21 protein-coding genes are annotated in these 26,827 nt (G+C 48.5%); 16 read left to right on the forward strand and 5 right to left on the reverse strand.

The genetic code is table 11. The features are described from left to right. Positions 1-221 precede the first annotated feature (221 nt). The 4 genes from AAH187_RS01630 to queG all read left to right on the forward strand — a co-directional run bounded on the left by AAH187_RS01630 (position 222) and on the right by queG (position 5,348). Positions 222-1,262, forward strand: a complete 1,041-nt coding sequence (locus AAH187_RS01630) for an RNA polymerase factor sigma-32 (protein ID WP_342346681.1) — start codon at positions 222-224, stop codon at positions 1,260-1,262. A gap of 262 nt (positions 1,263-1,524) precedes the next feature. After that, the gene (locus AAH187_RS01635) at positions 1,525-1,842 is read left to right on the forward strand and encodes a co-chaperone GroES (protein ID WP_342346682.1); all 318 of its coding nucleotides are present in this window, start codon (positions 1,525-1,527) and stop codon (positions 1,840-1,842) included. A gap of 74 nt (positions 1,843-1,916) precedes the next feature. Further along, positions 1,917-3,566, forward strand: a complete 1,650-nt coding sequence (gene groL, locus AAH187_RS01640; RefSeq protein ID WP_342346683.1) for a chaperonin GroEL — start codon at positions 1,917-1,919, stop codon at positions 3,564-3,566. A 753-nt stretch (positions 3,567-4,319) separates the two neighbouring features. Beyond that, positions 4,320-5,348 carry a tRNA epoxyqueuosine(34) reductase QueG gene (gene queG / locus AAH187_RS01645; protein WP_342346684.1) on the forward strand — a complete coding sequence of 343 codons (1,029 nt, stop codon included), beginning with the start codon at positions 4,320-4,322 and terminating at the stop codon, positions 5,346-5,348. Here queG and AAH187_RS01650 read toward each other — a convergent pair. Together AAH187_RS01650 and AAH187_RS01655 are read right to left on the reverse strand one after the other, a co-directional pair. Further along, entirely contained in the window at positions 5,340-7,751 is a 2,412-nt protein-coding gene (locus tag AAH187_RS01650; protein ID WP_342346685.1) for a Smr/MutS family protein, read from the reverse strand. The genes queG and AAH187_RS01650 overlap by 9 nt on opposite strands. A 176-nt stretch (positions 7,752-7,927) precedes the next feature. Then, positions 7,928-8,344 carry a hypothetical protein gene (locus tag AAH187_RS01655; RefSeq protein ID WP_342346686.1) on the reverse strand — a complete coding sequence of 139 codons (417 nt, stop codon included), beginning with the start codon at positions 8,342-8,344 and terminating at the stop codon, positions 7,928-7,930. A 170-nt stretch (positions 8,345-8,514) separates the two neighbouring features. On the opposite strand from AAH187_RS01655, the gene AAH187_RS01660 reads away from it, so the two are divergent. The 3 genes from AAH187_RS01660 to AAH187_RS01670 all read left to right on the forward strand — a co-directional run bounded on the left by AAH187_RS01660 (position 8,515) and on the right by AAH187_RS01670 (position 12,054). Then, positions 8,515-9,750: a hypothetical protein gene (locus AAH187_RS01660; protein WP_342346687.1), complete on the forward strand. Its 1,236-nt coding sequence runs from the start codon at positions 8,515-8,517 to the stop codon at positions 9,748-9,750. A gap of 104 nt (positions 9,751-9,854) precedes the next feature. Then, positions 9,855-10,529: a septal ring lytic transglycosylase RlpA family protein gene (locus tag AAH187_RS01665; protein WP_342346688.1), complete on the forward strand. Its 675-nt coding sequence runs from the start codon at positions 9,855-9,857 to the stop codon at positions 10,527-10,529. A gap of 250 nt (positions 10,530-10,779) precedes the next feature. Further along, positions 10,780-12,054, forward strand: coding sequence for a hemolysin family protein (locus tag AAH187_RS01670; RefSeq protein ID WP_342346689.1), 1,275 nt, complete (start codon positions 10,780-10,782; stop codon positions 12,052-12,054). A gap of 154 nt (positions 12,055-12,208) precedes the next feature. Here AAH187_RS01670 and ligA read toward each other — a convergent pair whose 3' ends face one another. The 3 genes from ligA to AAH187_RS01685 all read right to left on the reverse strand — a co-directional run bounded on the left by ligA (position 12,209) and on the right by AAH187_RS01685 (position 17,248). After that, positions 12,209-14,347: an NAD-dependent DNA ligase LigA gene (gene ligA, locus AAH187_RS01675; protein ID WP_342346690.1), complete on the reverse strand. Its 2,139-nt coding sequence runs from the start codon at positions 14,345-14,347 to the stop codon at positions 12,209-12,211. Next, positions 14,301-16,196 carry a hypothetical protein gene (locus AAH187_RS01680; protein ID WP_342346691.1) on the reverse strand — a complete coding sequence of 632 codons (1,896 nt, stop codon included), beginning with the start codon at positions 16,194-16,196 and terminating at the stop codon, positions 14,301-14,303. Before AAH187_RS01680 ends, ligA begins: the two co-directional genes overlap by 47 nt. A 95-nt stretch (positions 16,197-16,291) precedes the next feature. Beyond that, complete coding sequence (locus AAH187_RS01685; protein WP_342346692.1) at positions 16,292-17,248, reverse strand: AAA family ATPase; 957 nt, start codon at positions 17,246-17,248, stop codon at positions 16,292-16,294. A 235-nt stretch (positions 17,249-17,483) separates the two neighbouring features. On the opposite strand from AAH187_RS01685, the gene AAH187_RS01690 reads away from it, so the two are divergent. The 9 genes from AAH187_RS01690 (at position 17,484) to AAH187_RS01730 (ending at position 26,377) form a co-directional block, all read left to right on the forward strand. After that, positions 17,484-18,140 carry a LysM peptidoglycan-binding domain-containing protein gene (locus tag AAH187_RS01690; protein WP_342346693.1) on the forward strand — a complete coding sequence of 219 codons (657 nt, stop codon included), beginning with the start codon at positions 17,484-17,486 and terminating at the stop codon, positions 18,138-18,140. Positions 18,141-18,293: 153 nt separating this feature from the next. Then, a complete protein-coding gene (gene trpE, locus AAH187_RS01695; protein WP_342346694.1) occupies positions 18,294-19,790 on the forward strand; it encodes an anthranilate synthase component I in 1,497 nt (498 codons plus the stop codon). Positions 19,791-19,810: 20 nt separating this feature from the next. Then, positions 19,811-20,398, forward strand: a complete 588-nt coding sequence (locus tag AAH187_RS01700; protein ID WP_342346695.1) for an aminodeoxychorismate/anthranilate synthase component II — start codon at positions 19,811-19,813, stop codon at positions 20,396-20,398. 40 nt (positions 20,399-20,438) lie between these two features. Beyond that, positions 20,439-21,464, forward strand: a complete 1,026-nt coding sequence (gene trpD / locus AAH187_RS01705; RefSeq protein ID WP_342346696.1) for an anthranilate phosphoribosyltransferase — start codon at positions 20,439-20,441, stop codon at positions 21,462-21,464. Continuing rightward, positions 21,461-22,306, forward strand: coding sequence for an indole-3-glycerol phosphate synthase TrpC (gene trpC / locus AAH187_RS01710; protein ID WP_342346697.1), 846 nt, complete (start codon positions 21,461-21,463; stop codon positions 22,304-22,306). Before trpD ends, trpC begins: the two co-directional genes overlap by 4 nt. Positions 22,307-22,459: 153 nt before the next feature. Beyond that, on the forward strand, positions 22,460-23,089 hold the full coding sequence (locus AAH187_RS01715; RefSeq protein WP_342346698.1) for a phosphoribosylanthranilate isomerase: 630 nt from the start codon (positions 22,460-22,462) through the stop codon (positions 23,087-23,089). A 54-nt stretch (positions 23,090-23,143) separates the two neighbouring features. Next, complete coding sequence (gene trpB, locus AAH187_RS01720) at positions 23,144-24,337, forward strand: tryptophan synthase subunit beta (RefSeq protein ID WP_342346699.1); 1,194 nt, start codon at positions 23,144-23,146, stop codon at positions 24,335-24,337. 60 nt (positions 24,338-24,397) lie between these two features. Next, positions 24,398-25,255 (forward strand): tryptophan synthase subunit alpha, encoded by an 858-nt coding sequence (gene trpA / locus AAH187_RS01725; protein WP_342346700.1) that lies wholly within the window; start codon positions 24,398-24,400, stop codon positions 25,253-25,255. Between the two features lie 195 nt (positions 25,256-25,450). Continuing rightward, a complete protein-coding gene (locus tag AAH187_RS01730; protein ID WP_342346701.1) occupies positions 25,451-26,377 on the forward strand; it encodes an N-acetylmuramoyl-L-alanine amidase in 927 nt (308 codons plus the stop codon). Positions 26,378-26,827: the final 450 nt, after the last annotated feature.

Below are 26,827 nucleotides of genomic sequence, written 5' to 3' on the forward strand. Positions count from 1 at the left end.
GAAGACCTTTCTTTTTGCATTTCTCAAGCCTGCTGTCATGAACCAACTATAAAAAGTTTTATCTGACATTGCCAATATTTCTCTGAAGAGGAACTTCTGAAAACCCGGTTATTACCTCGAAATTAGAAAATTTCGTGAATGTGTTTGGCGATCCAAGAAAAATTCATTACAATAACAGTAGAATGTGGCGAACCCTGCCTTCTTGATCATTAAGCCAAAGCATGAAACAGAAATCATCAAAAAAGCGGATTTCCAATGTGATCGACCTTGTGCCGAAAGACTCTCTTTCTAAGCTGCCGAACGAAGAAGTCCATGAAGAAATACTCCTCGATGAAACCGGGGAACAGGAGCACCAACCCGAAAGTGAAGAGGCATCCGAGAATAAGACGACTTGGGATTCGGTTTCAACCGCACTTACTCCGACCACAACGCTCAGTCGATACTTAGCCGAAGTCCGCCGTTACCCATTCCTTTCGAAAGAGGAAGAGCTTCAACTTTTCCATGAATATCAGACAGCAGGGACACGAGAATCTGCAGTGAAATTAATTCTAGCTAACCTGCGTGTGTGTGTGTCGATTGCCTCAGAATATGGTCTTGCCGGAATTGATCAAATGGACCTTATCCAGGAAGGGAATGTCGGGCTTTTGCAAGCCATAAAGAAATTCGATCCTACAAAAAATGTTCGCTTTTATGCCTATGCGGCCTGGTGGGTTAGAGCCTTTGTGCTGCGATATCTCCTCAATAATTTTCGTCTTGTCAAAATAGGCACGACCCAAGAACAACGACGCCTTTTCTATAATCTTCGTCGCGAAAAAGCCAAATTGGAACGACAAGGCTATGTCCCTGATCCTAAATTATTGGCGGACCGCCTTAATGTGCGTGAACGAGATGTTGTGGAAATGGATCAACGTTTGGGAAGTTGGGAACTTTCCCTGGATCAACCAATGACCGCTGACGGGGAAGGCACGTTTCATGATCTCCTTCCGTCTACTCAACCTCCCATTGATGACCAGTTGGGTGACTCACAACTGCGACTCCTCTTCCGAAAAAAGTTGGCAGAATTTGCACAAACACTTTCAGAGCGGGAGGAAGACATACTTCGCAACCGACTTCTCTCGGAATCTCCTGTGACCTTAGAAGACTTAGGAAGAAAATATATGATTACCAAAGAGCGGACTCGTCAGCTTGAGGCCAAAATAATTAAAAAGTTGCGAGAGCTTATGAAAAAAGATATTCAGGACTTTGAACATCTCAGGAAATAGTGTTGTAAGTTTATATACGTATGAAAATCGGTTGGCCACAGGATTTTGAGTGTATATCTTCCTTAAAGATGGCATGTCCGGCACCCTTCCCTGTTGAAAATCTTGCCTTTCCCTCTTGACTTCAAATCAAGCGGACTTATCTTTCCTTTCAAGATGCCGCATCTATATGAAAATTCAGGCAGATGTGCGTAATCCCAATAGTTGATTACAGTTCTCACCATTTTCTCATTCAATTGGCCAACAACCAAAAAAGGAGGCAGACATGGCAGCCACAAAAGAGAAGGAAAAGAAGGAATCGAAAGGGGGAAGCAGTGCGAAGGGATTCCGTCCTTTAGGGGACCGGGTGTTCGTGGCCTATACTGAAGAATTAGAGCGGACTGCAGGGGGAATTTACGTACCGGACTCGGCTCGCGAAAAGCCCCAAAGAGGCACCATCGAAGCCGCAGGCCCTGATGTTGAAAATGTAAAGGTTGGCGATCAGGTGTTGTTTGACAAGTATTCTGGAACCAAAATCAAGGTTGAGAATGATGATTGTTTAATCTTAAAAGAAGAAGATATTTTGGGCGTATTTGAAAATTAACGCCGCCGTCACTTTCGAACCCAGTTTCTTGATTTGTATTCCACACCACAAAATGATTTCTAAGGAGGATTTGTATGGCTAAGCAGTTGCAATACAGTGAAAAGGCACGTGCGTCCATTTTGAGCGGAGTGAACCAATTAGCCGATGCCGTAAAAACGACATTGGGACCAAAAGGCCGGAATGCCATTCTCGATAAGAAGTTTGGCGCCCCAACGATCACCAAAGACGGCGTAACGGTGGCCAAGGAAATCGAATTAAAAAATCCCTATGAAAATATGGGTGCCCAATTGGTTAGGGAAGTGGCAAGCAAAACCAGTGATATCGCAGGTGACGGAACAACCACCGCAACCGTTTTAGCACAAGCGATTTACCGTGAAGGCGTCAAGAATATCACCGCAGGCGCCAATCCAATGGAAATTAAGCGAGGCATTGACAAGGCCGTTGAAGTCGCAATTGAAGAACTAAAAAAAATCAGCAAGCCCTGCCAGACCAAAAAAGAAATTTCCCAAATCGGTTCAATCTCCGCGAATAACGATCACACCATTGGTGACCTGATCGCCGAGGCAATGGATAAAGTGGGAAAAGATGGCGTCATCACCGTAGAAGAAGCCAAATCCATGACTACGTCATTAGATGTCGTTGAAGGCATGCAGTTTGACCGCGGGTACATCTCTCCCTATTTCGTGACCAATGCAGACCGGATGGAAGCTTCCTTGGAAGACGCGTTTTTGCTGATCGTCGAAAAGAAAATCAGTGCCATGAAGGACTTGCTCCCCATTCTCGAGCAGGTAGCAAAAATGGGCAAACCGTTGGTCATTGTTGCTGAAGATGTCGAAGGCGAAGCTCTGGCAACCCTGGTGGTCAATAAGCTTCGTGGAACATTGAATGTGGCAGCAGTAAAGGCTCCGGGCTTTGGTGATAGACGGAAAGCCATGTTGGAGGATCTTGCCACCTTGACGGGCGGACAGGTGATTTCTGAGGAAGTAGGCCTCAAACTTGAAAGCGTGAAGCTGACAGACCTTGGACGCGCCAAACGGGTGAACATCGACAAGGATAATACCACGATTGTGGAAGGCGCCGGGGATCCCAAACGGATTGAAGGTCGGGTCAAGCAAATTAAGACGCAGGTTGACGAAACTACATCCGATTACGATCGTGAAAAATTACAAGAGCGATTGGCGAAAATGGTTGGTGGCGTTGCAGTGATTAACGTAGGCGCAGCGACCGAAACCGAAATGAAGGAAAAGAAAGCTCGTGTAGAGGACGCGCTTCATGCGACAAAAGCCGCAGTAGAGGAAGGTATTGTTCCTGGTGGAGGCGTGGCTCTTCTTCGTTGCGTTCCGGCATTGGATAAGATGAAACTAGACCACGATCAACAAGTCGGGGTGAATATCGTCAAGCGTTCACTAGAAGAACCTATTCGACAAATTTCCATCAATGCAGGTGCAGAGGGCTCCATTATTGTGGAAAAAGTTCGGGGTGAAACCACAAACCGAGGATACAATGCAGGCACGGGAGAGTTTGTGGATATGGTTGAGGCCGGTGTGATTGATCCGACTAAGGTCGCACGTTGCGCGTTGCAAAATGCTGCCAGTGTTGCAGGACTTATGCTCACCACCGAAGTCATGGTGACAGAAATCCCAGAAGCGAAGCCAGAAGGTGCTGGGATGCCTGGCGGCCATGACCATGGGATGGGCGGCATGGGCGGCATGGGCGGATTCTAAAATCCGACTCACGAATATAGCGAAAGCCCCCTGGAGGATTGAATCTTCCAGGGGGTTTTTCAATTTCCGAATCTTTAATTCCTTCCCCCATCAGATATCACATTTCTTGTATTTAGGATAATCCCCAGAATACAGTATGATAGCCTGCAAAAGGAGATAAAATTTTGACAGATTGTTTGGCGCCTGTGGTATAAGAAAGTCCATCTTTACGAAATTCTCCTATTGTATCATGGAACTTGCCTCCTTCTTTTACCACGATATAGCTAGCAATGAATTCATATCCAAGTACAATGAAAGCAAGAATTAGTCAAATAAAAACCCGTCAGCTATTGATGTGGCCAATTATAGCTTTTCTCATTACCGGAAACGGCTTGTTTGGGGTTATCAATAAGGGGGAAGCAACCGACTCCCGGTCGAGAACGGAAGCGAATTGTACCATTGGCATGGTGAAAGGCGATCCAAAGGCTGAATGCCAAGTTCCCATTCCCAATGGCTGTTCTGTGGCCAAGTTTCCCGGGTATCCCGAACCCTGGGTTGATATTTCCAAAGGAGGGGGAACTTCGTGCCAATTTAACGAGAGCCAAACCGACTGGAAAACGTCCATTGTCGGATCATGCCAAGCTTGCACAACTGATCAATGTACAGGAAGATTTATGGTGATGTTTATTTGCGAGAACAATGTTCCTCCTGCTAATCCAGAAATCCCTGGACAGAAATAAATCTCGTTTTTTCCCCTGAGAAGGAGGAGGACTCATGTCTCCTCGGTCAATCCTGTCAAATCAAATCAAAGAAGAGGCCCGCCGCTTAGGTTTTGATGCTGTAGGAATCGCTCGCCTTCCAACGCCTCCTCCCAGCATGCCATTCCCTCCGGCTCAAAGTACGATTCCCTTTGCGGAAGAATCGATTACTTTGCGGTTATGGAGACGCCTGGAAAAATGGCTTGACTTGCGATTTCATGGCACTATGGAATGGATAGCCAAGAACCCGAAACGCCGATCCAACCCAGCAGAAGTGCTTCCAGGCTGCCAATCTCTGGTGGTCGTGGGGATGAATTATTTCACCAATCATACTCCAGATGAGTCAAAGGTTTCTGGACGAATTGCCCGATATGCCTGGGGAAAAGATTATCACGGGTTCATGAGGGATCGATTAACCCAATTAGAAAATTTCCTTCACTCACACGTACCGGATATTCAGACGAGGAGTTATGTGGATACAGGTCCCATCATGGAAAAAGCGTGGGCCCAAGAGGCCGGTATTGGCTGGATCGGCAAACATACAAATATTGTTTCTACCGATTTTGGATCTTGGCTGCTGCTCGGAGAAATTCTCACGACCCTGCCATTGGATGGTGGTGAACCCGCCATGGATTTATGTGGAACCTGCTCGCTCTGTATTCAGGCTTGCCCCACTGGAGCGATCGTGGAACCCTATCTCCTCGATGCGGAGCGATGCATCTCGTATTTGACGATTGAATACCGTGGTGGTGTGGATGATGTGCCAGCCGAGCTGAGAAAAAAAATAGGCAATAGAATTTTTGGTTGTGACGATTGCTTGGATATTTGTCCTTTTAACGTGAATGCTAATCCCACTACTGAGCCAGGATTCCAACCATTTCCATGGACATTACATCCGCAATTATCCTCATTGGCCAATCTGACAAAAGATGAATTTCATTCGCTCACAAAAGGGAGCCCCTTACGCCGACCCAAGCACGAGGGATTTATCCGCAATGTCCAGATTGGACTTGAGAATCACGCTCCACGGATTCCTTTATCGTAATTCAATCACGGTCACCCCGTCTCCTCCCTCGGATGGATCTCCCGCTCGAAAGCTTTTGATATAGGGAGAAGATTGACAAAGATTTCGAATTCCTATTTTGAGTGCGCCAGAGCCCTGGCCATGAATGACTTTAAGATATTTGGCTTGGGTGACCAAGGCATGGTCTAGGGCCGCAAGCGTCATCTCCATCGCATCGTCAAAACGGAACCCACGAATAACCAATTCCTGTTGATAGAGCCCTGTTTCCTGGTCTAAGGCTGGGGAACCCAGATCAGTGGAAATTGTGGACAGAGATCGCTTCCCACCCAATTGTTGTTGACCCGACAAGGGTTTATTACCCGGCGAAGGTGTGGCTCGACGTATGGCAGAAGGGGCTGTTTTAATTGTCCGAGTACCCACACGAATAGATACCTGTCTTTTTCCCTCAAGACTTTCCTGCAAGATCCCTACAGTCCCCAGCGCATTAATTTCTACCAGGTCCCCTTCATGCAGTGGTTCAGATGATACCCATGAATTATTTGGGAGGTGAGAAAGTATTTCCTGATTAAGCGTGCTTATCGTTTGTTGGATAGATTTCATCTTGGAAAGAGTTTTGTCCTTTTTTAAGTCGTTCACAATTTGATTCAGATGCCGTTGTGCTTTGGAAAATTCTTTTTGCCATTGTTTTCGATATCGTTGGCGATCTTCCTGTTCCTGGACTGTCAATTGGTCGCGAGTCACTTGCGCCTCCTCAAGCAAGCGTTGGGCTTCTTGACGAAGATATTGAGCCTGCTCACATTCACGTTCCAATCGAGTGTGCGTGTCCTGCAGAGCTCTAAAGATGGCATCAAGATCAAAGTCTTGCCGTTGGATTAAAAACTTGGCAGACTGAATGATTGTCGAATCCAATCCTAATCGTCCGGCAATATCCAGGGCTGAAGACCCCCCAGGAATTCCGTCGATGAGCCGGTATGTTGGAGCGAGGGTGATCAGATCAAATTCCTGACTGGCATTCCGAACATGAGGATTTCGAAAGGCAAGAGTTTTCAAGGCGGGGTAATGAGTGGTCGCGACAATCGTACATCCTAATTCGCAAAGACGGGTTAAGAGCGCTTCGGCTAATGCAGCGCCCTCAATGGGATCAGTCGAGCTGCCCACTTCATCGAGAAGGACAAGAGCATCACGGTTCGCTGGCTCCCCTGGCAATCCGATATTTTTTAATAATGCAATCATGTTGAGGATATGGCCAGAAAAACTGGATACATCTTTACTGAGATCTTGAGAATCTCCGATATCCGCATACACCTGCCCATAAAGTGCCATATGAGAATCAGGGTCACAAGTTGGGTGAAGTCCGACTTTCACCATCATCGCGAACAAGCCCACCAGCTTCAATGACACCGTCTTCCCGCCCGCATTCGGTCCAGAAATGATGAGAACTGAGGTGTCGCCCTCAATCCGAATGGAGTTGGGTATGACCTCGTCCTTGGTCAACGCCAAGAGTGGATGCCTGGCTTGCCGCAGATCAATACCATGTCCTTGGTTAAGGTGAATGGGAGAGCCATGCGTTCTGATGCTTAATCGTGCTTTGGCCATGAGACAATCAAGATCGGCCAGGCAGGACAAATTTTCACGGATGGCCCAAACATGCTCAGCCACAAAGGCGGACAAATCTTGCAGTATATGCCGTTCCTCTTGAGCCACCTCCAAGTCGTTAAATTTAATTGAATTATTTAATTCGATCAAATGGCGAGGCTCAATAAACACCGTAGCTCCACTACCGGAAATGTCATGGACAATCCCATCAATCGCGTGTTGGCGTTCGGCTTTTATCGGAATTACATATCGATTCTCACGTTCTGCAAAGTACCGTCCTTGAAGGAGATCTTCATATTCTTGCGAAGCCAACATCCCTTCCAACTGTCGTCGCATTGTTTGACCGAGATCCTGCCGTTTTCGGATTAATTGATAGAGCTCAGGACTCGCCGATTCCCGCAGATGGCCGTTGTGATCAATGCATGAATCAAGCATTTGCTTAACCCACGCCAGATCTTGAAGGTTCAAGGAACGAGTTCTGATCCTCGGCAACGAGGAGCCATGAATCTGCAAGTGCTGTCTGACCGTATGCCCAAGGCCTAAGACCAAACTAATATCTCGCAGGTCCGGTCCTTCCAGCATTCCTTCTTTTTCAGCTCGTGCCAGCACATGACGGATATCGGGAAACACCAGGGAGGGCAGAGGATGGGCACCCTCGAGAATGTGAACCATTTCTGTAGTTTCTTGTTGTTGAATCCGTGCAGTCTCAAGGTCAGATGCAAAGGCGAGGGTATGACAGCAGGCCTCCCCTAACGAGGAGGCAGCTTCCTTGGCAAGGCAGTTGATTAAAACAGGCCATTCCAAGACCTGTTCTGTGTGTTGGACCATGGGGGATACTATCATAGGGGATCAGGATAAAAAGACGTTTCTAGCGATGCAGGTTTTGAATTTAGCCGAGCCATAAAAAATGAGTGAAAAAGAAAGATGGAAGGATAAAAAAGCGAAAGGTCCCTGGCAAGTAATACACTGCCAAAGTGGAGATAAACTGAGAGCCCGGCACATCTCTACTTTTTCATGGAGTCAACGGAAAGCTTGAGATCCTCAATGGCCTTTTGAATGTTTTCCTTGATGTCCTGCCATGCTGTTTCACTATTGTCACGAAGTTGCTCAATACGCGGAATGAGGGTATCTTGTTGTTTTTTGAAATTCTCGAGTTGGGCTTGAAGTTTGGCTCGAGTTTTTTCTTGCAGCTCGATGCTTTGATCCCGGAGCTTCTGTATTTGTGTTTCTAAATCTGTAATTTGTTTATTCAGATTCTCGGTGGAAAAATCCTCACCTCCAGCTGCGACCGGTCCTGGTCTCTTGACGGCTGAATCTTCTGCCGAAACAAATGTCACGTCGATTCCCAGGAATAGACAGGCAATAACCCATCCCAGTATAAAGACGGCACCTCTGAGTTTTTGCAAAAAGGCTTGTTGCATATTAAATCCTTTCTTTCAAAAACGCTGTTTTCTCGCAAGCTCAAACTTGATGCTTCTCATTGTCATCAAAACAACAGAGTTTCCCAAAAAAATTGGATTAAACTTCATACGATACCTTGCTCCAATCACGAACATACCTTACAATTCCCTCCCGTAAAATAAGGATTCCTATGACTCAAGAAGACGCTCGCGCCTATCTCAACTATCTACTTACCCTCCATCTACGCCAGGAGGAAGCATTTGGTCCGTTAGGTTTAGCATTTGTGAAAGAAAACGATCTGAGCAAATTATCCCTCCTCCCTGAGGAACAATTTAATTTATTGATGGCTATAGCAACAGTCTTTTCTGCCGAACCAAAACGCTACACAACGAAACTAGAGTTATTGCAAAAAGCCTACCAAATTTTACCGAACACACGCTATAACGACCCTGAATTAGGCCGTGACCTGGAACATTTGATCAAAAAAACCCAAAGCGATCTTCAACGTTACAATGACGCAATGAAGGTGGCCCGGTCACAATCCCCAGATCGACAAAGCTTAATTGTCGAAACTGATGTCCCTGAATATTTCCTCGAAACGGCTCAAAAGCGGGCTTCCACCTATTACCAGGAAAAATACCGATTAACCAAAGAGGCAAAAACTGCCCAGCATTTTGGCGGGGCGGCGAAAAAGTTTGAACCAGACAACCTTGCGATCCACAAGGAATTTCCCGGTGCCTGCGCTCCCTTTATCAATGCCCGGACTAATGCCTTTCATATTGTGTTACCATTTGACTTAAAAATTAGTCGAAGCCCGGAAGAGCCATTGGAAGCCGGGATTCGAATTTTTTATGGAAAAATTGGATATTCATTTCCCTTGCGCTATGAGATGGGGAAATTATGCAGTTACCATGACGGCCAAGTGCTGGATGTGGACCTCCGCGATCCTAATCTTATCTTTTTCTCTGTATCGGCTATTAAGGACCCTGAGTTTATCATTCAAGCCTCTCAAACCGACCCCTCTCTCCCACCAGATTTGGTCTATCCTATGACCGTGTTAGAACATGCCGGTAGTTTGGGGCCGTTTATTCAGGTCAGTTGTAACATCAAGGTGTGGTTTGATGCCTCTATGGTTTCGCTCCTCATTCAAGGGGCACCGGATCTACCTGATTATGGGTTGCAAGGGGGGGCGGGTCTCATGACCAGAACGTACGCTTCCGATAAAGTTGAATCATATGTGCACAATTTATCCCAACCCTGGCAAGAAGGCTTGAGTTTTAATTTCGTGAATCTCCACCTTCAATTAAGCCATGGCATTGACAGTGCCGTTATACCATTTGGAACACCGATTTTTTCTGTATATCCGGTGTTCAATCGACAGAGCTACCGTTTTATTGACCGACGAACGATGGACCAGACTCCCTAGAAGTACTGACCATCTTGGTGGGTCCCTGGGTCTCATGGTGCGTCCCCAATATCATCCAACTCGATAAAAGTGCTTCCTTCACCAAAAAGTTGGGAATACGTGTAATGCAATTTCGTGGTTCACCGGCTGGAAGGATCTGCCTCCTCCTGGCTTTCCTGCTCATGGCCGGATGCGCTGGAGCTGGCCATTCCCGTACTGAGCCAATGACCTCAGGAACTTTTCAACGGGGAGTGGCTTCCTGGTATGGTCCAAGTTTTCATGGTAATCCGACTGCCAACGGTGAACCCTATGACATGTGGGCACTCACTGCCGCACATCGTACGCTTCCCTTTGGCACACGGGTCTTCGTTCAAAGTGTCGAAACTGGGAAATCCGTGACCGTTCGCATCAATGATCGTGGTCCTTTTATTCGGGGTCGGATCATTGATCTGTCCTATGAAGCTGCCAGGGAGTTGGCCATGATTGGAAGAGGAACGGAGAACGTCAGTTTAACAATCCTCGAATCCCCAAACGCCAGTTCCGGCTATATGTCGAAGGGAGAGGCTGCTAGTTATTGGGTGCAGATAGGCTCCTTCACGACTTTAACCCAAGCGGTTTCCTTACAGGAACAATTGGCCAATCAATATCCCAATATACGATTGACGACCGTGGACCTTCCATCCGGCCAATGGCACCGTGTTCAGGTTGGGACATATCCCTCTGAGCAAAAGGCAAAAATCGTGGCGATAGAACTAGAAAAAGAATTCGATCTCGATCCTCTTCTAATTCAGGGTAACTAACTGAAATAAAAGAGCTAATATGATAATTTATCCAGTTTAATTGCCTTAAACCTGTGCCCTATGGTACTTTGGACCCAAGCAAGCAGTGAGGGCTCAAAACCTCTCATCAACAATGAGACGTTTGGCCTTATTATGAATCCCTCTCAAACTCTTCTGATACCAACTTCCTCCAAGACCAGACTACGAGATCTTGCAGCTAATTCTGCTGTAACGACATATTTTTGTCACGTCGGAGCTCGTTAATCCCTCTATGGATTTTATCGCCGTCCTTATTTGTCTAGGACTTTCCGCTTTTTTCTCTGGCGCCGAGATCGCTTTTTTTTCAATAACGGAAAGCCGGTTGAAAGCCCTGGCCGATGAAGGTCATAAAGGGGCAAAACTTGCCCTGAAATTACGGTCGAATCCACAACGACTTCTCTCGACCATTCTGATTGGCAATAATTTGGTCAATATTATGGCGGCCTCCATGGCTACCTTGATTGCCATCCGCATGTTTGGTTCTGAGGCTGTAGCTGTGGCTACGGGTCTCTTAACCTTTATGGTTCTCTTATTCGGCGAGATTGTACCCAAAACGCTCTGTGCAAAATATTCCGAAACGGCCGTGCAATTACTGGCTTACCCTATCTATCTCCTAGAACAACTATTCTTTCCTTTTCTCTATTTCTTGGAACCGTTTATATTAAAACTAACCGGGGGTCGTGGGTTAACCGTGCCGTTTATTACGGAAGAAGAACTTAAGATCATGCTCGATGCCGGAGGTAAAGCGGGGGTCTTAGAGACGGATGAAGTGAGAATGATTAAAAACGTGTTTGATTTCAATGACGTGACGGCTGAAGATGCCATGACTCCAAGAATATATATGTTCGCTCTCGATGGTAATCAAACACTGGGAGAAGCACGGGAAGAGTTATTTAAAGCGAAATATTCACGGATCCCCATTTACGAAGGAAATCCCGATAATATCACCGCCATTCTCTATCGGAATCATGCCTTGATGGAACTGGCTCAAAGTCATACAAACCTTACCCTCAAATCATTTGCGAAACCGGCATTGTTCATTCCCTCTACCAAAACGGCTGATGATTTATTGCGGCAATTCCAACAAGAAAAACGGCATATTGCGATTGTGGTCAATGAATTTGGTGGAGTGATGGGTTTAATTACCGTCGAAGACCTTCTTGAAGAAGTGGTAGGAGAAATTCTGGATGAAGGCGATCTTCACGAAGAATGGATTCGCCGGACAGGAAAAAATCAAATTTTAGTGGATGGCCGGACTGAAGTTCGACGTATCAATGAATTTCTTAAAGTCGAATTAGATGAAGAAGAGCAAAATACCATTAGCGGGCTCATCCTAGAAGAGCTAGGACATATTCCCGCTATTGGCGAAAAGGTTGAAACTGACGGCTGCCTCCTCGTGGTACATGACGCAGATGAACGCTCAATCAAAAGCGTGCAGATCATCAAGGAAGAGCCTGTTCCGGAAACCCCTCCCACCGAACCGTCTACCGTGTCTTCAGAATCCTAACAAAGACTTCTGATTTATTTTCCTTTGTCCTGCTGATACACCTTCATGTGGTCTCCCCTTATCATTGCAGCCAAGAGATTGCTCTATCCCTTTTGTGGTCACTCATTCTATTTCCTGGTGAGATAAAACCCTCTTAGATTATTCGATAGAAATTTTACTCATTGGAGGATGAAGGTTCAAGGTTCCCGGACTGACTGAATAAGGAGAATTCATTTTCGTCAATTATCTGCACTCCTAATTTTGTGGCACTGTCATATTTAGAACCGGGGTCTTCGCCGGCTATGAGGTAATCAGTCTGTTTACTCACGCTGGTTGTGACACGTCCTCCCAATTCTTCAATTCTGCGTTTCGCCTCCTGACGGGAATAGCCTTTTAACGTTCCGGTTAGCACAAAAATCTTCCCCCTTAGCGGTTGAGCATGAAGCTCCGACATATTGGTTTCCTGTTGAACCCGAACCCCCAATGATTCCATGTGTTGCCAAACAATCAAATTGCGTGATTCTTGAAAAAAATGAATCAAGCTCGCGGCAATCTCTGGTCCAATGTCACGGATTAGCAAAAGTTCTTCTTCGGTAGCTCTCCTCAAATTGTCGAGCGACACAAATTCCTTGGCCAGGATCCTGGCGATGTGAGTCCCCACATGACGTATACCGAGGCCGATCAAAAGGCGCGAGAAGGGAACGTCCTTACTCTTTTCTATTTCTCCTAAAAGTTGCCTCGCGGATTTGTCTGCAAAACCTTCCAATTGAAGAAGATCATCGACGCCTAAGGTATACAGATCGGATAAATCCTTGACGAAGCCCTTGTCGACCAACTGTGCCACCGTTTTTTTTCCAAGCCCTTCGATATTCAAAGCACTCTTTGACGCAAAATGTTCAAGTGATCCCTTCAGTTGCGCTGAACACACCGTTTGGCCCGTACAATACAGAATTGGTCCTTCCTGGATGGTATGTGATTGGCAAACAGGACATATTGCTGGCGGTTGAAAAGGAGCCCCACGCTCTTCACCCGGGACAGGCACTCGTTCCACCACATCCGGAATAACGTCCCCTGCCCGCTCGACTTTTACGGTATCACCCACCCGCACATCTTTACGGGCCACTTCTTCCACGTTATGCAATGAGGCCCGGCTCACCGTCACACCACCGATTTCCACCGGGTCCAATAAGGCAATGGGTGTGAGTGCCCCTGTCCGACCGACCGACATGGCAATATCCTGAACTTTGGTCAGTTCTTTCCTTGGAGGAAACTTGAAGGCGATGGCCCATCGGGGACTTCGTGATTTTTCACCGAGAGTCTTTTGCCAATCGAACCGGTCAATTTTGATGACGATGCCGTCAATTTCGAATGGCAAGACATCCCGTTTTTCAAACATCTCACGATGAAATTCCATAGCTTCCTGAATGGAGGGACAGTGCCGGCGAAATTGAGGGATGGGCAATCCCCATGCATTCAGGCATGTGACGGCTTCAAAATGGGTGCTGGGCCTTTTTGGCCCGGGACTCATGAAATCGTAGCAGATGATTGTCAGCGGGCGGGTCGCAGTAATGGCCGGATCCAATTGGCGTAATGTTCCGGATGACGCATTGCGCGGATTGGCAAAGGGTTCTTCACCTTGCTCAGTCAGACGTCGATTTAATTGGTGGAAATCGGGGAGCTTCATAAACACCTCCCCACGCACCACCACATGGGAGGGATAGGTCCCGCCTTCTTTCAACTGTAATGGTAGGGCGCGTATGGTACGAAGATTGTGCGTCACGTCCTCCCCTATTGCGCCATTTCCCCTCGTTGCCCCTCGGACAAATATGCCATTCTCATAAGTGAGTGCAACAGATAACCCATCGTATTTGGGTTCAGCCGTATAGATTGGCTGGTTCACTTCCAGTTCCCGGCAAATCCTCTGATCAAAAGCCAATACACTCTCTTCATCCATTTCCGAATCCAAACTGAGAAGAGGAAATTCGTGGGGAATTTTACTAAATTGGACAAGAGGCGCCCCCCCGACCCGTTGGGTTGGCGAATCAGGTGTCCTTAAGTCCGGGTATTGGTTCTCTAAGGCTTGCAACTCCCGAAAGAGCTGGTCATATTCACCATCAGAGATTTCGGATCGGCTTTGAACATAATACAATTCATCATGCCAACGGATGGCGTGCTTCAACTCTTCTAGCTTCCGTCGAACATTTGCGGATGGCGCGGCAGGACCTGGAGGAGTCTTGGCAGGACTCTCTTCTCCCGTCTCGCCAGGATTATTCCCGAATAAATTTGGCTGCATAACTTCGGATGTCGTGTCCATTTAACACATGAAATCGTCGTAGACGAGCAATCGTTTGCCCTGAAAACCGGTGCAGAGGAATGGGGAGGAGCTTCCGGCCGAAACGACGGGCAATTTTTCGCCAGACAGAAGTCAGCGGAACGGGAGAGACGACAGCCACAAAGGGTTCTTGTGAATAGGCACAGGCTCCCGCAAGCAATCGTTCTTCGAGGGACGTCGCAAAATCAAATGCGGGGTTTTCCCATATATCAGGAATGTGGCGTGGTGGATACAGGAAAAGCGCCCCGCCATAGCATGCCTCCCCGATTCCCGGTCCGACCAGGTTTGTCGTAAAGGGAGTCGCGTAAAAGCTGAGGGTGGATTCTTCCTGATGTTCGGCATACCAGGTTGTTTGCCAGGAAAACATCTGAGGGTCAGCCGGGACCTCAAAGAAAAAAACCAACGCTTCAATGGTTCCCCGCACAGGAGGAACCACTTTGACATGAATATCCCGCACTGATCGGGTCGGGGAAATGGCCCATTCACGCAAGGTCGCCCGCAGATCAATTCCATCTTCCAGTGAGTGAGTAAATCGTTCTATTCTTCCCAAATCCGCCCCCAAGACCTGTCGACTATGCTGACGAACATGCGCCGCAAACGATTCAATGCGCTGATCCTCCGGAGGCCAGGAACATTGCCGGTATGGATTCCATTGTTGTGCCCAGGATTGTGTTTTGGGTCTTGGAGGATCGGGCCTAAGGGTGACACGGCGCCAGACTAAGGGGTCTCCTTGCAAACGATTCAGAGCCGGTAGAATGTTTCCATCCGGATCCTGAAGTTCGCCAATTCCCAGCAACACACCAGGCCTGGTATCCAGTGCGGATGGTTGAGTCTGGTAGTCATAGGTTTTGGCAGTTTCCAATAACCTGAGGGCAAATTCATCACCAGCCATCTGTTTCGCGGCCAGAACCAATGTATACAAATCCGGTTTAAGTCGATGCTCGAGAAGCGTCAGGTTCCTCACGTATTGAAAATAGCGTTGTAATAATTGAGGGGTGACCCAATTAGTCTCTTGCGCGATCGTCGTAGAACGGGACACCATCCACTGGGCTCGCGCTTCCAGAACCAGTTCTTTGATGCCATCAATGGCCAAATGCGTGTCGGCACGGGCTTCTTCACGTCGTTGTTCATACAGATGCGTGACATAGGGTAATTCACTCAACACAAAGTAGAGCGAAGCCGGCTCGACCTTCCACCACTCGGGAGGGCCTGTTCGCTCCTCGGGTGATATATACGGCATCCGCTCTTGATAGGACTGACGCAACCAGGGCCAATCCGTCACTGAACAGAGAAAAAGAACGGCAGAAAAGTCCAGTTCGAGTTCATGAAGTCGAAATGCCATCCAACGGATGCGCTCCCAACGGGAGCTTTGGGCTTGAGGAGGGGGCAAGAAAGGGATGGTGGCAGCCGAGAAGGCTGCCAACGGGACAGTCTTTAGGGTATAGGGATCAGGCCCGATCCAGGAGGCGGAATGGTAATGTTGAACCTCCCGATCAACATAGGCTCGCGGGATCCCTTCCGACATGGCCGATCGAATCCCCATGATTACCGGTTGACAGGGGTCAACTGGTACATAGGAACAGCTTGAGGTTCCATCGTCATCCTGTTCTGGAAGAACCACCAGACTGATGACAGGCAATTGATTGATCCCCTCTTCTATGAGGGGTTCCACAGATGGCGGGAGAGGAATGGCCACACAATCAATGTGGCGCGACACAATAATCTCGCGCACTATATGAGCCATATCTCCACTTCCATGCACCACAGGCAGGACGTGAATATTGGAAGATAAGGCAAAGATCGAGTCAGGGGTTAACGCGGCGAGAGTCATGGTGCGTTCTGGAGGAAAACGGGTGAGCCCTTTCCACTCAAGAATTAGAGAATGGGCCGTTCATCGGTGTCGTTTAGGGTTACAGAGCTGAAGGCCTACTGGTCAGGGTGCAGAGGATGGTCCTCTTCAAAGAAGAAATCCCCTAATCCTTTCGGGAGAGCTTGCCCGTGTAATGTCTGGGATCGGCGTTTCGCTAACACATCCAGATCCCGCGCTTCTTCTCCCAATACATTGACCAGGGCTTCCCGCCAAGCCGGATCACGGGCCACGGGATGGTGGGGGTCTTGGGCCATCCGTTTCATGGCGTATTGCACCATGTGCATCCCGTCCCGAATGGAGAACGGGAGATCCAGTTGATGCGCTTTTTGAAGAAAATTCACCGTGAGCGTGATCAATTCCGCCGACGCAAACGGGAGGTGATAGCGCAAAATGGCTAATTCATGTTCCTTGTTAGGAAATTCTACTTTCAGTGTCGGTTGCAGGCGGGACAGGATATAATCCGGCACCTCATAAGTCGACGCATCTTCATTCATGGTGACACAACAGCGGAAATTTTCATGGGCATGAATTTGGACACCCGCCACCACCGAATCGACCGATCGTCGATGATCAAGCAGTGAGGCAAGGGAGGCCCAACTCTTTTCATTCATCCGGTTGCCTTCATCAAGAAGACAGACATTGCCGGTCAGCATGGCCGTGACTAAGGGCGAGGCTTGATAGGTAATCGTGCCTCCTTCAGAAATGACGGGGGAGACAAGAAGATCTTCGGGTCTGGTATCTGCGGTACATTGATAAATGAAGAGTTCCTGCTTCCGCTCTTGAGTCGCCGCCATGGCGAGTGTGGTCTTTCCCACACCAGGTTGACCGACAATTCTTGGTGATAAGGGTACATCTTTTTCATCAACGATAAACCAACAAGCGAGAAGCTGGCGTAAAATGTCTTGGTCGCCCATCCACGCTTGTTGAAGTGCAAGGGGACGAGCCAAGCGAAGGGCAACCTGCCCGACATGCATCACAGAAGGATCTGGAGAATGTGAAAATGGAGAGGTCATAGAAAAAGACGAAAGAAATCTGTAAGTGAAATTATCACAGCCATTTTTCTATGGTCAATGAATCGTGCTGTTCCGTAACTTCTGCTGGTATGCAAAATAGTTGTTTGACATTATCCTTATTCCGAATTATTGTGTAGCAAAAGGTGACTAGATCGTGGAGATCTTCGCGTTCTCGTTATTGACCATTGTCCCTAAAGAAGGGATACATATGAACCTCAGAGGAGGAATGCGTAACATGACGCAACCATTGTTCGGGGAATATCAAGGAGATCCCCAACCATCGGGCTGGTGTGGATACCTGAAAATTGTGGCTGGCGTGCTGGTCTGTAGTGGGGTCTTGTCCGGATGTGTCAGCACAGAAAAGTTCGAGGCCGAGAAGGCGCGTGCGTTAAATTTCCAACGTCTCTTAGCGCAAGAAGAAAAACGAACCGGTGAATTAAATGTGAAGTATCAAGACACGCAACGACAAATGGGCTCAATGGAATCGCAAAATCGGGACTTAAATTCCGAATTAGAAGCCTTGCGAGACCAACTCAATCGTTCCCATGACGAACTTTCGCGTGTGCGAGAGGGAGGGATGGGAAAAGGGGATGATTTGAAACTTTCCGAACCTTCGATCTCTGAATTTGGGCTGAATGATCTGGACTTTAAAGATTCAGATATGACGAAACTTGATTCCGACTTGAACTTGGGAGACAGCATTCCTTTGGATTCGCCTATGATGGATACTCTTGGAGGTCATGGCGAAGGATCGCATATTGTGGCGAAAGGAGAGACCCTTTACCGGATTTCCAAAGAATATGGCGTATCCATCAATGATCTCAAATCCTGGAATCAGCTGACCGATAACACCATTCACGTTGGACAAAAACTCATCGTCAACGGCCAGTAATTTCACCTCAGTTCATTTTTTAAGATAAGGTCGGAATCCCCAGGAAGGCTTCTTCCTCCGGTTCCGGCCTTTTCTTATTCTTCTCTCTAAAAACCTCGTGTCTCACCGGCACTTTCGTTGACACCTCATAGGCCGTATGGTACCGTCAAAACCATGAAAAATGCTTATTATTCAGTGAGTTTTGACGAATTCTGCCAATTCGCCGCACAAGGAAATCTCGTCCCACTCTATCGAGAAATTCTGGCAGATTTCGAGACGCCTGTGTCGGCATTTTCCAAAATCAATACGGGAGCCAATGCCTTCTTATTTGAAAGTATCGAAGGGGGAGAAAACTGGGCAAGATATTCCTTCCTGGGTAGTAATCCTTCCGTCATGTTGTGGGAGGAGAATGGCGAGGTCGTCACCCAAACGGGCCGGAAACAGCATCGGGTTCCGCTGCAGGAAAACCCCTTGGACCATATTCAACAAACCATGGCCGCGTATCACCCGGTTGTCGTTCCCGGTTTGCCACGATTCGTTGGCGGGGCGGTCGGCTATTTGGGTTATGATGTGGTCCAATCCTTTGAACCGATTCCATCTCGAGCGAAACATGGGATCAAGACTCCCCTCTTTGCGTTTTGCATTACGGACACCTTACTCATTTTTGACAATGTCGCCCATACCCTCAAAATCGTGGCCAACGCCCATATTACTTCCACGAAGAAGACCCAGCTTCGCCAAATCTATCAGGATGCCATCAATCGGATTGAATCCATCATTGCCAGGCTTCATAAACCGACCAGACGACCTACTGCCACGATTCGACGTGCGCCACTCAAATTTCAATCGAATATGACCCCTGTGGATTTTGAAAAAATGGTGCTTCGGACCAAAGAATATATTCAGGCTGGCGACATCATTCAGGGCGTCATGTCCCAACGGTGGCAGACCACCATCCATACGAATCCCCTGGAGATCTATCGAGCCTTACGGGTGCTCAATCCCTCGCCGTACATGTTCTATTTACGAATTGCCGGCATCGAACTCGTGGGATCTTCTCCGGAAATCCTTGTGCGATGCGAAGAAGGCAATATTGTGGTGCGGCCTATTGCCGGGACGCGTCCCCGTGGCCAGACGCCACAAGCTGACGCGGCATTGGAACAGGATCTCCTATCCGATCATAAAGAATTAGCCGAACACGTCATGTTGGTGGATTTAGGCCGGAATGATGTGGGCCGAGTGGCCAAAGCCGGAACGGTCAAGCTTGAACGGTTCATGAAAGTTGAACGGTATTCCCATGTCATGCACATTGTTTCTCAAGTCAGAGGAGAATTAGATCCTCAATACACCGCCTATGATGTCATGAAGGCATGTTTTCCGGCCGGTACCGTGTCTGGTGCACCGAAAATCCGAGCCATGCAAATCATTGAAGAGTTGGAACCCACTCGTCGGGGGCCCTATGCGGGAGCGGTCGGGTATTTTAGTTTTTCCGGGAATATGGACACCTGCATCAATATTCGTACGGTCGTCGTTCAAGGACAGAAGGCCTACATTCAGGCTGGCGCCGGAATTGTCGCCGATTCTGACCCAACCCGTGAATATGAAGAAACTCGAACAAAAGCCGGAGCCATGATGAAAGCCATTGAAATGGCTGAACACGGCCTAGCGTAAAAGGGCTAAAGAAGAAACCAATGATCCTGGTCATCGATAATTACGATTCGTTTACGTACAATCTTGTCCAATATCTTGGAGAGTTGGGAGCCGACCTCCAGATTTTCCGAAATGATGCCATCACGATCGAAGACATTCACCGCCTGGCACCTGAGCGAATATTAATTTCACCCGGCCCCTGCACGCCCAACGAGGCGGGCATTTCCGTTGCGACGATCAAGCATTTTGCCGGCCGTCTTCCCTTATTCGGTGTCTGTCTCGGGCATCAATCTCTGGCCTACGCCTTTGGCGGTCAAATTATTCGGGCTCCCCGGCTTATGCACGGGAAAACTTCCATGGTCCATCATGATGGAAAAACAATTTTTGAAGGCCTCCCGAATCCCTTTGAAGCCACCCGATATCATTCCTTAATCGTCAAAAGGGAAGCCCTGCCCACGGAATTTGAAATTTCAGCCGAAACCGTGGAAGGCGAAATCATGGGACTCCGGCATACCCCAACTGGAGCAGAAGGCGTGCAATTTCACCCTGAATCGATCCTCACCACGGCAGGAATGGATCTTTTGCGGAATTTTTTGTTATTGCCCGTCTGCTCTTCAACCGACCATTAAATCCGAGCCCTTCCAGTTAAATGATCATGAGACCCTTCACATGCCAATACTCAAAGACCATATCGCCAAATTAGTCGAGGGCCTCGACCTCTCAGAACACGAAGCGGAAGAAGCCATGCGTGAGATCATGCAAGGAGGGGCCACTGAAGCCCAAATTGCAGCCTATTTAATGGGATTACGCATGAAAGGCGAAACCATTGATGAAATCACCGGATCAGTGCGAGCCATGCGCGAACGGGCGATTCGAATCCCTATTACCGATCCTCAGGTGGTGGATACCTGTGGAACCGGTGGGGACAAAAGCCACACGTTCAATATCTCCACGGCTGCCGCCTTTGTCGTAGCTGGAGGGGGGATGACCGTTGCCAAGCATGGGAATCGCTCGGTGTCCTCTCAATCAGGGAGTGCCGATGTGTTGGCCGCTCTTGGCGTGAATATCGATTTGTCTCCTGAAAAGGTTGCCGATTGCATCAATGAAATTGGGATTGGCTTTCTCTTCGCACCCCTCTATCACGGAGCCATGAAACATTGCGCCAAACCTCGGGCAGAGTTGGGGATCCGCACCCTGATGAATATCATGGGACCGCTGGCCAACCCGGCTCGGGCCACAATACAAATTCTGGGCGTCTATGATCACGCCCTCAACGAAAAATTGGCTCAAGTCCTGTTGCGTTTGGGCACACAACATTGCTTTGTCCTTCATGGGGTGGACGGGTTAGATGAAATTTCTTTAACCAGTCGCACAAGGATTTCCGAAGGAAAAAAAGGACGAGTCGTGAGCTATTTCATCGGGCCGGAAGATTTCGGCCTTCAGCCTGTTTCGCCCAAAGACCTATTGGGAGGCAACCCGGAAGACAATGCCCAGATCATTCGCGATATTTTTCGGGGACGAAAAGGCCCCAAACGAGATATCGTCCTCATGAATGCCGCGCCGGCATTTATCGCCTGCCAGAAGGCATCATCGCTGAAAGAAGGGTTCGAAGAAGCCGGTCGTGTCGTAGACAACGGAGCCGCATTTGAAAAGTTGGACAAACTCATTTCCCTGACCAAAAAGCTGGCGGCATGATTCTTTCTCGTATCCTCGAACATAAAAAGGCCGAATTGCGGCGAAAACAAAGCCGGGGCTACCTGGCTGAACTCAAGGGCCGCATTGTTGATCGAACTCAACCGCTGGGCTTCATCCAGGCATTGGAGACAGGATTGACTTCCACAGCCCCCGCATTAATTGCCGAAGTCAAAAAAGCCTCGCCCAGTCAAGGACTGATGCGACCAGAATTTCAAGATCAGTTTGAGCCAGTGACCATCGCCTCTCAATATCGGGATCATGGAGCAAGTGCCTTATCCGTCCTCACGGATCAGGATTATTTTCAGGGGAACCTGGAGTATTTGCACAATGTGAAAGAGGCGGTTCAACTTCCCGCGCTTAATAAAGAATTTATGATCGAGGAGATTCAGTTTTATGAAGCGCGGGCCTATGGAGCCGACTGTGTTTTACTGATTGCGGCCGCGTTGGATCGCTTTCAGCTAGAAGACTTTTTCACGTTCGCACATGGGTTATCCCTGGATGTGCTCATTGAAATCCATGATGAACGGGAATTAGATACCGTCCTTGAACGGGTGCCCTTGGCCAGGCTGATTGGCATCAATAACCGGGATCTGAAAACCTTTCAGACTGATTTGGGTGTCACCGAGCGGCTTGCCAAACGAATGCCGACAGACACACTCATTGTCAGTGAAAGTGGAATCCACAGCCGGGCTCACGTCTCGCGGATACTGGAAGCAGGAGCCAAAGCCATGTTGATCGGTGAGTCGTTATTGCGCGCAGACTCGATTCAATCAAAAATTCAGGAATTATTACATCCTCCGACATCTCCCCTAAAAAACGTATCCACCACTCGTTGGGTCTAGGATTCGATTGAGGGGCAATCCCTTATGTCCCGTTCTCTTTTCGAGAGACTGGTCGAACATGAAGTAGAGCCTGTATAGCCAAGGTAGAAAAATGAGATTGAAGCGGTACAGCGGGATGGTTGAGAATTTTCCTGACACACAGCAAAGGCTCCTATGTCCCCTAAAATAAAAATCTGTGGCATCACGAATCAGGAGGATGCCGACATCGCAGTTCGAGAAGGGGCCGACGCGTTGGGTTTTGTGTTTTACGCTCAAAGCCCTCGATATGTCCAACCGGCTATCGCACAACATATTATTGCAAATCTCCCCCCTTTCGTCGTTCCGGTTGGGGTATTTGTCAATCATGATCTCGATATGGTGAAGCGCCTATTCGATGACTGCGGATTAGGCCTGGCACAACTGCACGGTGACGAATCTCCCGGTTTTTGTGAATCGCTACAGCGCCCGGTGATACGCGCCATTCGGCTGCGGGATAGAAGTAGTTATCTCGCGTTGGCAGAATGGAAAGGCCGGATAGGCGTGAGAGGATTTATCGTTGATACATTTTCCGATACCGCTTACGGGGGAACGGGGCACACGACCGATTGGTCACTTGCCGGCGAAGTAGCCAAGACAGTCCCCATGCTGTTAGCAGGAGGATTAACTCCTGAAAATGTGCAAGATGCGATTCGCCAAGTTCACCCCTATGGGGTCGATGTGAGTAGTGGTGTGGAGCAGAGCCCTGGGCGCAAGGATCCGGCAAAAATCCGGGAATTTATCCAATCGGTTCGTCTTGTGTGTTAACCGTTCCATCGCTATACTCTTTTCTTTTTGATTCCTTTTGCAGTCGAATATCTCATGGCAACCATTCCTAATAAACACGGACGTTTTGGACAATTCGGAGGCAAGTATGCTCCGGAAATCCTGATGCCCGCCATCCATGAATTGGAAAAGGCATATCGTGCGGCTAAGGAAAGCCGACCCTTCCAGCAAGAGCTTCGGGATTGTCTGACACAGTATGTCGGTCGTCCGACTTCCCTGTTCTTCGCCGAACGTCTCACCAAAACACTTGGGGGAGCCAGGATTTACCTCAAAAGAGAAGACCTCTGTCATACCGGTGCGCACAAGATCAACAATACCGTCGGACAAGCTTTGCTCACCAGACGAATGAAAAAGAAACGCATCATTGCCGAAACCGGTGCAGGGCAACATGGAGTGGCCGTCGCCACCGTGGCCGCCATGTTCGGTCTGGAAGCCGAAATTTACATGGGCACCGATGATATGGAACGACAGGCATTGAATGTCTTCCGAATGCGGTTACTTGGATCAAAAGTAACGGGGGTGAATTCCGGAAGCCGCACACTCAAGGATGCCATAAGTGAGGCGATGCGTGACTGGACCACAAATGTGAGCACGACCCACTATTTGCTTGGATCGGTCCTTGGCCCCCATCCCTACCCCATGATGGTCCGGGATTTTCAATCCGTGATTGGTCGAGAAACACGCAAGCAAATCCTTGCATTGGAAGGTCGATTGCCTCACTGTCTTATCGCTTGTGTTGGCGGCGGCAGCAATAGCATTGGATTATTTTATCCGTTCGTCAAAGATACGCAAGTTAAAATGGTCGGCGTGGAAGCCGGGGGATACGGGATAGAAAGCGGAAAACATGCCGCGCGCTTTGCAGGAGGAAAACCCGGCGTGTTGCATGGAACGATGACCTATCTCCTCCAGGATGCGGATGGTCAAGTCAACCCCACCCATTCGGTGTCTGCGGGATTGGACTATCCGGCAGTCGGACCTGAACACAGTTACTATCACGATACAGGACGAATCCGGTACACCTCCGCGACAGATGCTGACGCCTTAGCGGCGTTCGACCTACTCGCAAAGGAAGAAGGCATCATTCCCGCGCTTGAAAGTGCCCATGCCGTTGCAGAAGTCCTCAAGCTGGCGCCAACGATGAAAAAGTCACACATCCTAATCATGAATCTCTCCGGACGTGGAGATAAAGACGTTCAACAGTTAGCCAAAATGCGAGGCATTCCTCTCTAGAGACGGCATGACGCATGCCACATGTGTATAGAGAAATAAAAGAGGAAGGCATCTGCCTACGTGAAATCTTTTGATATGAGCAATCGCATTCAAACTACATTTGCACAACTTCACACCAAGGGTGAAAAAGCCCTCATCCCTTACATTATGGCTGGCGATCCAACCTTAGCCATGACCGAATCTCTGGTGTTCGCGTTGGAACAGGGCGGTGCCGACCTGATTGAACTGGGAGTGCCATTTTCGGATCCCATCGCCGATGGTCCGGTCATTCAACAAGCCGCAGAACGGGCTCTTCATTCAGGGACCACTCTGAAAAAGATTCTTGCCACTGTCACAAACCTGAGAAAGAAGACGTCCATTCCCCTTATTTTGATGGCCTATTACAACAGCCTCATGGCCATGGGGATCAAAGATTTTTGTGCCAATGCCGTTCAAGCAGGGGTTGATGGACTCATCGTGCCGGATTTGCCACCCGAAGAATCTGACCTCCTCTATCACGCCGCTCAGGCTGCGGGGGGACCTGTCAATATTTTTCTTCTGGCTCCCACCAGCACGGCGGAACGACGCCGGGTCGTGATACAGCGTTCACATGGATTTATTTATTATGTCTCCCTGACCGGTATTACCGGTTCGAAGCTGACCGATCTCAGTCGGGTGCGCCAAAACGTCCAACAACTCCAACGAACTTCCCGAAAACCTGTGGCAGTGGGATTTGGTATTGCCTCTGCTGAGCAGGCCAGAGAAGTTGGACAATTTGCAGATGGGGTCATTATCGGCAGCGCCCTGGTTCGACACGTTGGTGAACACCATTCCGCCCCGACATTCCTCACCGATATCCAAGGCATGGCACAACAATGGAAATCCGTCCTCTTGCCCGTCACAGCAAAATCGTCGGCCAAACGAAAGCCAAAGGAATAAGGTGTCTGGGCCTTCATAAAGGCTGTCAGTGCTGAATTTGCACCTTCAATTCTTATCATCGATATACTCATGCAATATTGTTGACGGCTCTCCCTGACGTAATTTTCTTGGAATTGAATCAGCTTTTTTTCTCTCGTGATACACCTTTCCGACGCAGGAAGGCTTCAAAAACTTTTTTAAAACAGGAAAGGGAGCATGGCTCCTGCCAGAAAAAACCCTCCCAAACATTCCACTCGAAGCTCATCAAAGACGGGGTTGTCCCGTCGCGGGCACCCTGCCTTTTTCACTGACTCTTCGCCGTTTCGTCTTGCAAACCACCGGTTAGAGGGAAACAAGGTCAACTATGTAGAGACTCCCAATAAGGGTGGAATCATCTACCCGTCTTACTTGGTCTTTCACTATACAGCCGGACGAAGCTCCCAATCCTCGATTGCCTGGTTAACAAACCCCTTAGCAAAAGCCTCAGCCCATCTGGTCGTAGGCCGGGATGGAACAATTACCCAACTTGCACCCTTTACCACGAAAACCTGGCATGCGGGGGTGAGTCATTGGGATGGCCTGACAGGCCTGAATCAGCATTCGATTGGGATTGAAATGGATAATGCCGGGCCATTAATCCCAGTGGGCACCAAATTGACGGCGTGGTTTGGGAAATCCTATCCAACGTCGCAGGCTATCTTTGCCACCCATAAATTAGACGCGGAGCCGAAGTGGTGGCATGCCTTTTCCGAGAAACAAATTCTCATTTCGGTGGAACTAGCAAAAATCCTGGTTCAACAGTATGGCCTAAAGGACATTCTTGGACATGACGACATTGCCCCGGATCGAAAACGAGATCCTGGCCCCGCTTTTCCTCTAGGCCATATCCGCGCATTAGTGATGGGAAGATCACAGGAGGAAGAGGATTGGTATCAGGTGCTGGCATCTGCGTTAAATATTCGCTCAGGGCCCGGTTCGGAATATGACACTGTGGCCTCTCCCCTCACCAAGGGGACGAAACTCCTCGCATTGGAAAAACAGGATCGATGGACCAAAGTGGAGGTAGAACCAGGCGCGCTTTCCTCCGGACAAGATCTCACAGGGTGGGTCTTTAACCGATACATTAAATCCTTGAACGGGTAACTATTCAAGTCCCAAGTTAACCGACCACTAAAGCAATCTGCGGAAGTCGCTCCCCCTAGGAAAATTTGCTTTTTCGAAATCTTATGCCATGTATGAAAAACTTGTCCTCTATTAATTAGCCCCGATGCGGAACAACACACCCATAATCCTGGGTTAAAGTCCCTGTGCGACAAAATCCTGCCTCGATAGGACTCCGACATCCAATTTCTGAAGGAGAGCTTTCGGTCTTAAGTCTTTGATAACGCCAAAAACATCAAATTGGCAGAATGGGAAACGGGAGCGATGCCCAACAGGGGTTGGCTTGAATTATCCATTTCTGCAGGATGTGGGCGGGTTGCCATTTGTGCTTTGGTTCCTTCAAGAGCAAACTTAGAAATCTTTCACCCTTCTCTCTGGGTCATCATCCCACAGAGATCCAGCAAATCTTTTTTACCTAGCCCGGGCAGTCCT

Source organism: uncultured Nitrospira sp., from assembly GCA_902500695.1.
Lineage (GTDB): Bacteria > Nitrospirota > Nitrospiria > Nitrospirales > UBA8639 > Nitrospira_E.

Excerpts from the sequence above, each read along its gene's own strand:
- AAH187_RS01635 (WP_342346682.1), top strand. The coding sequence starts at position 1,525 with ATGGCAGCCACAAAAGAGAAGGAAAAGAAGGAATCGAAAGGGGGAAGC.
- AAH187_RS01630 (WP_342346681.1), top strand. The coding sequence starts at position 222 with ATGAAACAGAAATCATCAAAAAAGCGGATTTCCAATGTGATCGACCTT.
- AAH187_RS01680 (WP_342346691.1), bottom strand. The coding sequence starts at position 16,196 with ATGACTCTCGCCGCGTTAACCCCTGACTCGATCTTTGCCTTATCTTCC.
- queG (WP_342346684.1), top strand. The coding sequence starts at position 4,320 with ATGTCTCCTCGGTCAATCCTGTCAAATCAAATCAAAGAAGAGGCCCGC.
- AAH187_RS01715 (WP_342346698.1), top strand. The coding sequence starts at position 22,460 with ATGTCCCCTAAAATAAAAATCTGTGGCATCACGAATCAGGAGGATGCC.
- AAH187_RS01690 (WP_342346693.1), top strand. The coding sequence starts at position 17,484 with ATGACGCAACCATTGTTCGGGGAATATCAAGGAGATCCCCAACCATCG.
- groL (WP_342346683.1), top strand. The coding sequence starts at position 1,917 with ATGGCTAAGCAGTTGCAATACAGTGAAAAGGCACGTGCGTCCATTTTG.
- AAH187_RS01700 (WP_342346695.1), top strand. The coding sequence starts at position 19,811 with ATGATCCTGGTCATCGATAATTACGATTCGTTTACGTACAATCTTGTC.
- AAH187_RS01650 (WP_342346685.1), bottom strand. The coding sequence starts at position 7,751 with ATGGTCCAACACACAGAACAGGTCTTGGAATGGCCTGTTTTAATCAAC.
- AAH187_RS01670 (WP_342346689.1), top strand. The coding sequence starts at position 10,780 with ATGGATTTTATCGCCGTCCTTATTTGTCTAGGACTTTCCGCTTTTTTC.
- AAH187_RS01655 (WP_342346686.1), bottom strand. The coding sequence starts at position 8,344 with ATGCAACAAGCCTTTTTGCAAAAACTCAGAGGTGCCGTCTTTATACTG.
- AAH187_RS01660 (WP_342346687.1), top strand. The coding sequence starts at position 8,515 with ATGACTCAAGAAGACGCTCGCGCCTATCTCAACTATCTACTTACCCTC.
- trpC (WP_342346697.1), top strand. The coding sequence starts at position 21,461 with ATGATTCTTTCTCGTATCCTCGAACATAAAAAGGCCGAATTGCGGCGA.
- AAH187_RS01730 (WP_342346701.1), top strand. The coding sequence starts at position 25,451 with ATGGCTCCTGCCAGAAAAAACCCTCCCAAACATTCCACTCGAAGCTCA.
- trpD (WP_342346696.1), top strand. The coding sequence starts at position 20,439 with ATGCCAATACTCAAAGACCATATCGCCAAATTAGTCGAGGGCCTCGAC.
- ligA (WP_342346690.1), bottom strand. The coding sequence starts at position 14,347 with ATGGACACGACATCCGAAGTTATGCAGCCAAATTTATTCGGGAATAAT.
- AAH187_RS01685 (WP_342346692.1), bottom strand. The coding sequence starts at position 17,248 with ATGACCTCTCCATTTTCACATTCTCCAGATCCTTCTGTGATGCATGTC.
- trpB (WP_342346699.1), top strand. The coding sequence starts at position 23,144 with ATGGCAACCATTCCTAATAAACACGGACGTTTTGGACAATTCGGAGGC.
- trpE (WP_342346694.1), top strand. The coding sequence starts at position 18,294 with ATGAAAAATGCTTATTATTCAGTGAGTTTTGACGAATTCTGCCAATTC.
- AAH187_RS01665 (WP_342346688.1), top strand. The coding sequence starts at position 9,855 with ATGCAATTTCGTGGTTCACCGGCTGGAAGGATCTGCCTCCTCCTGGCT.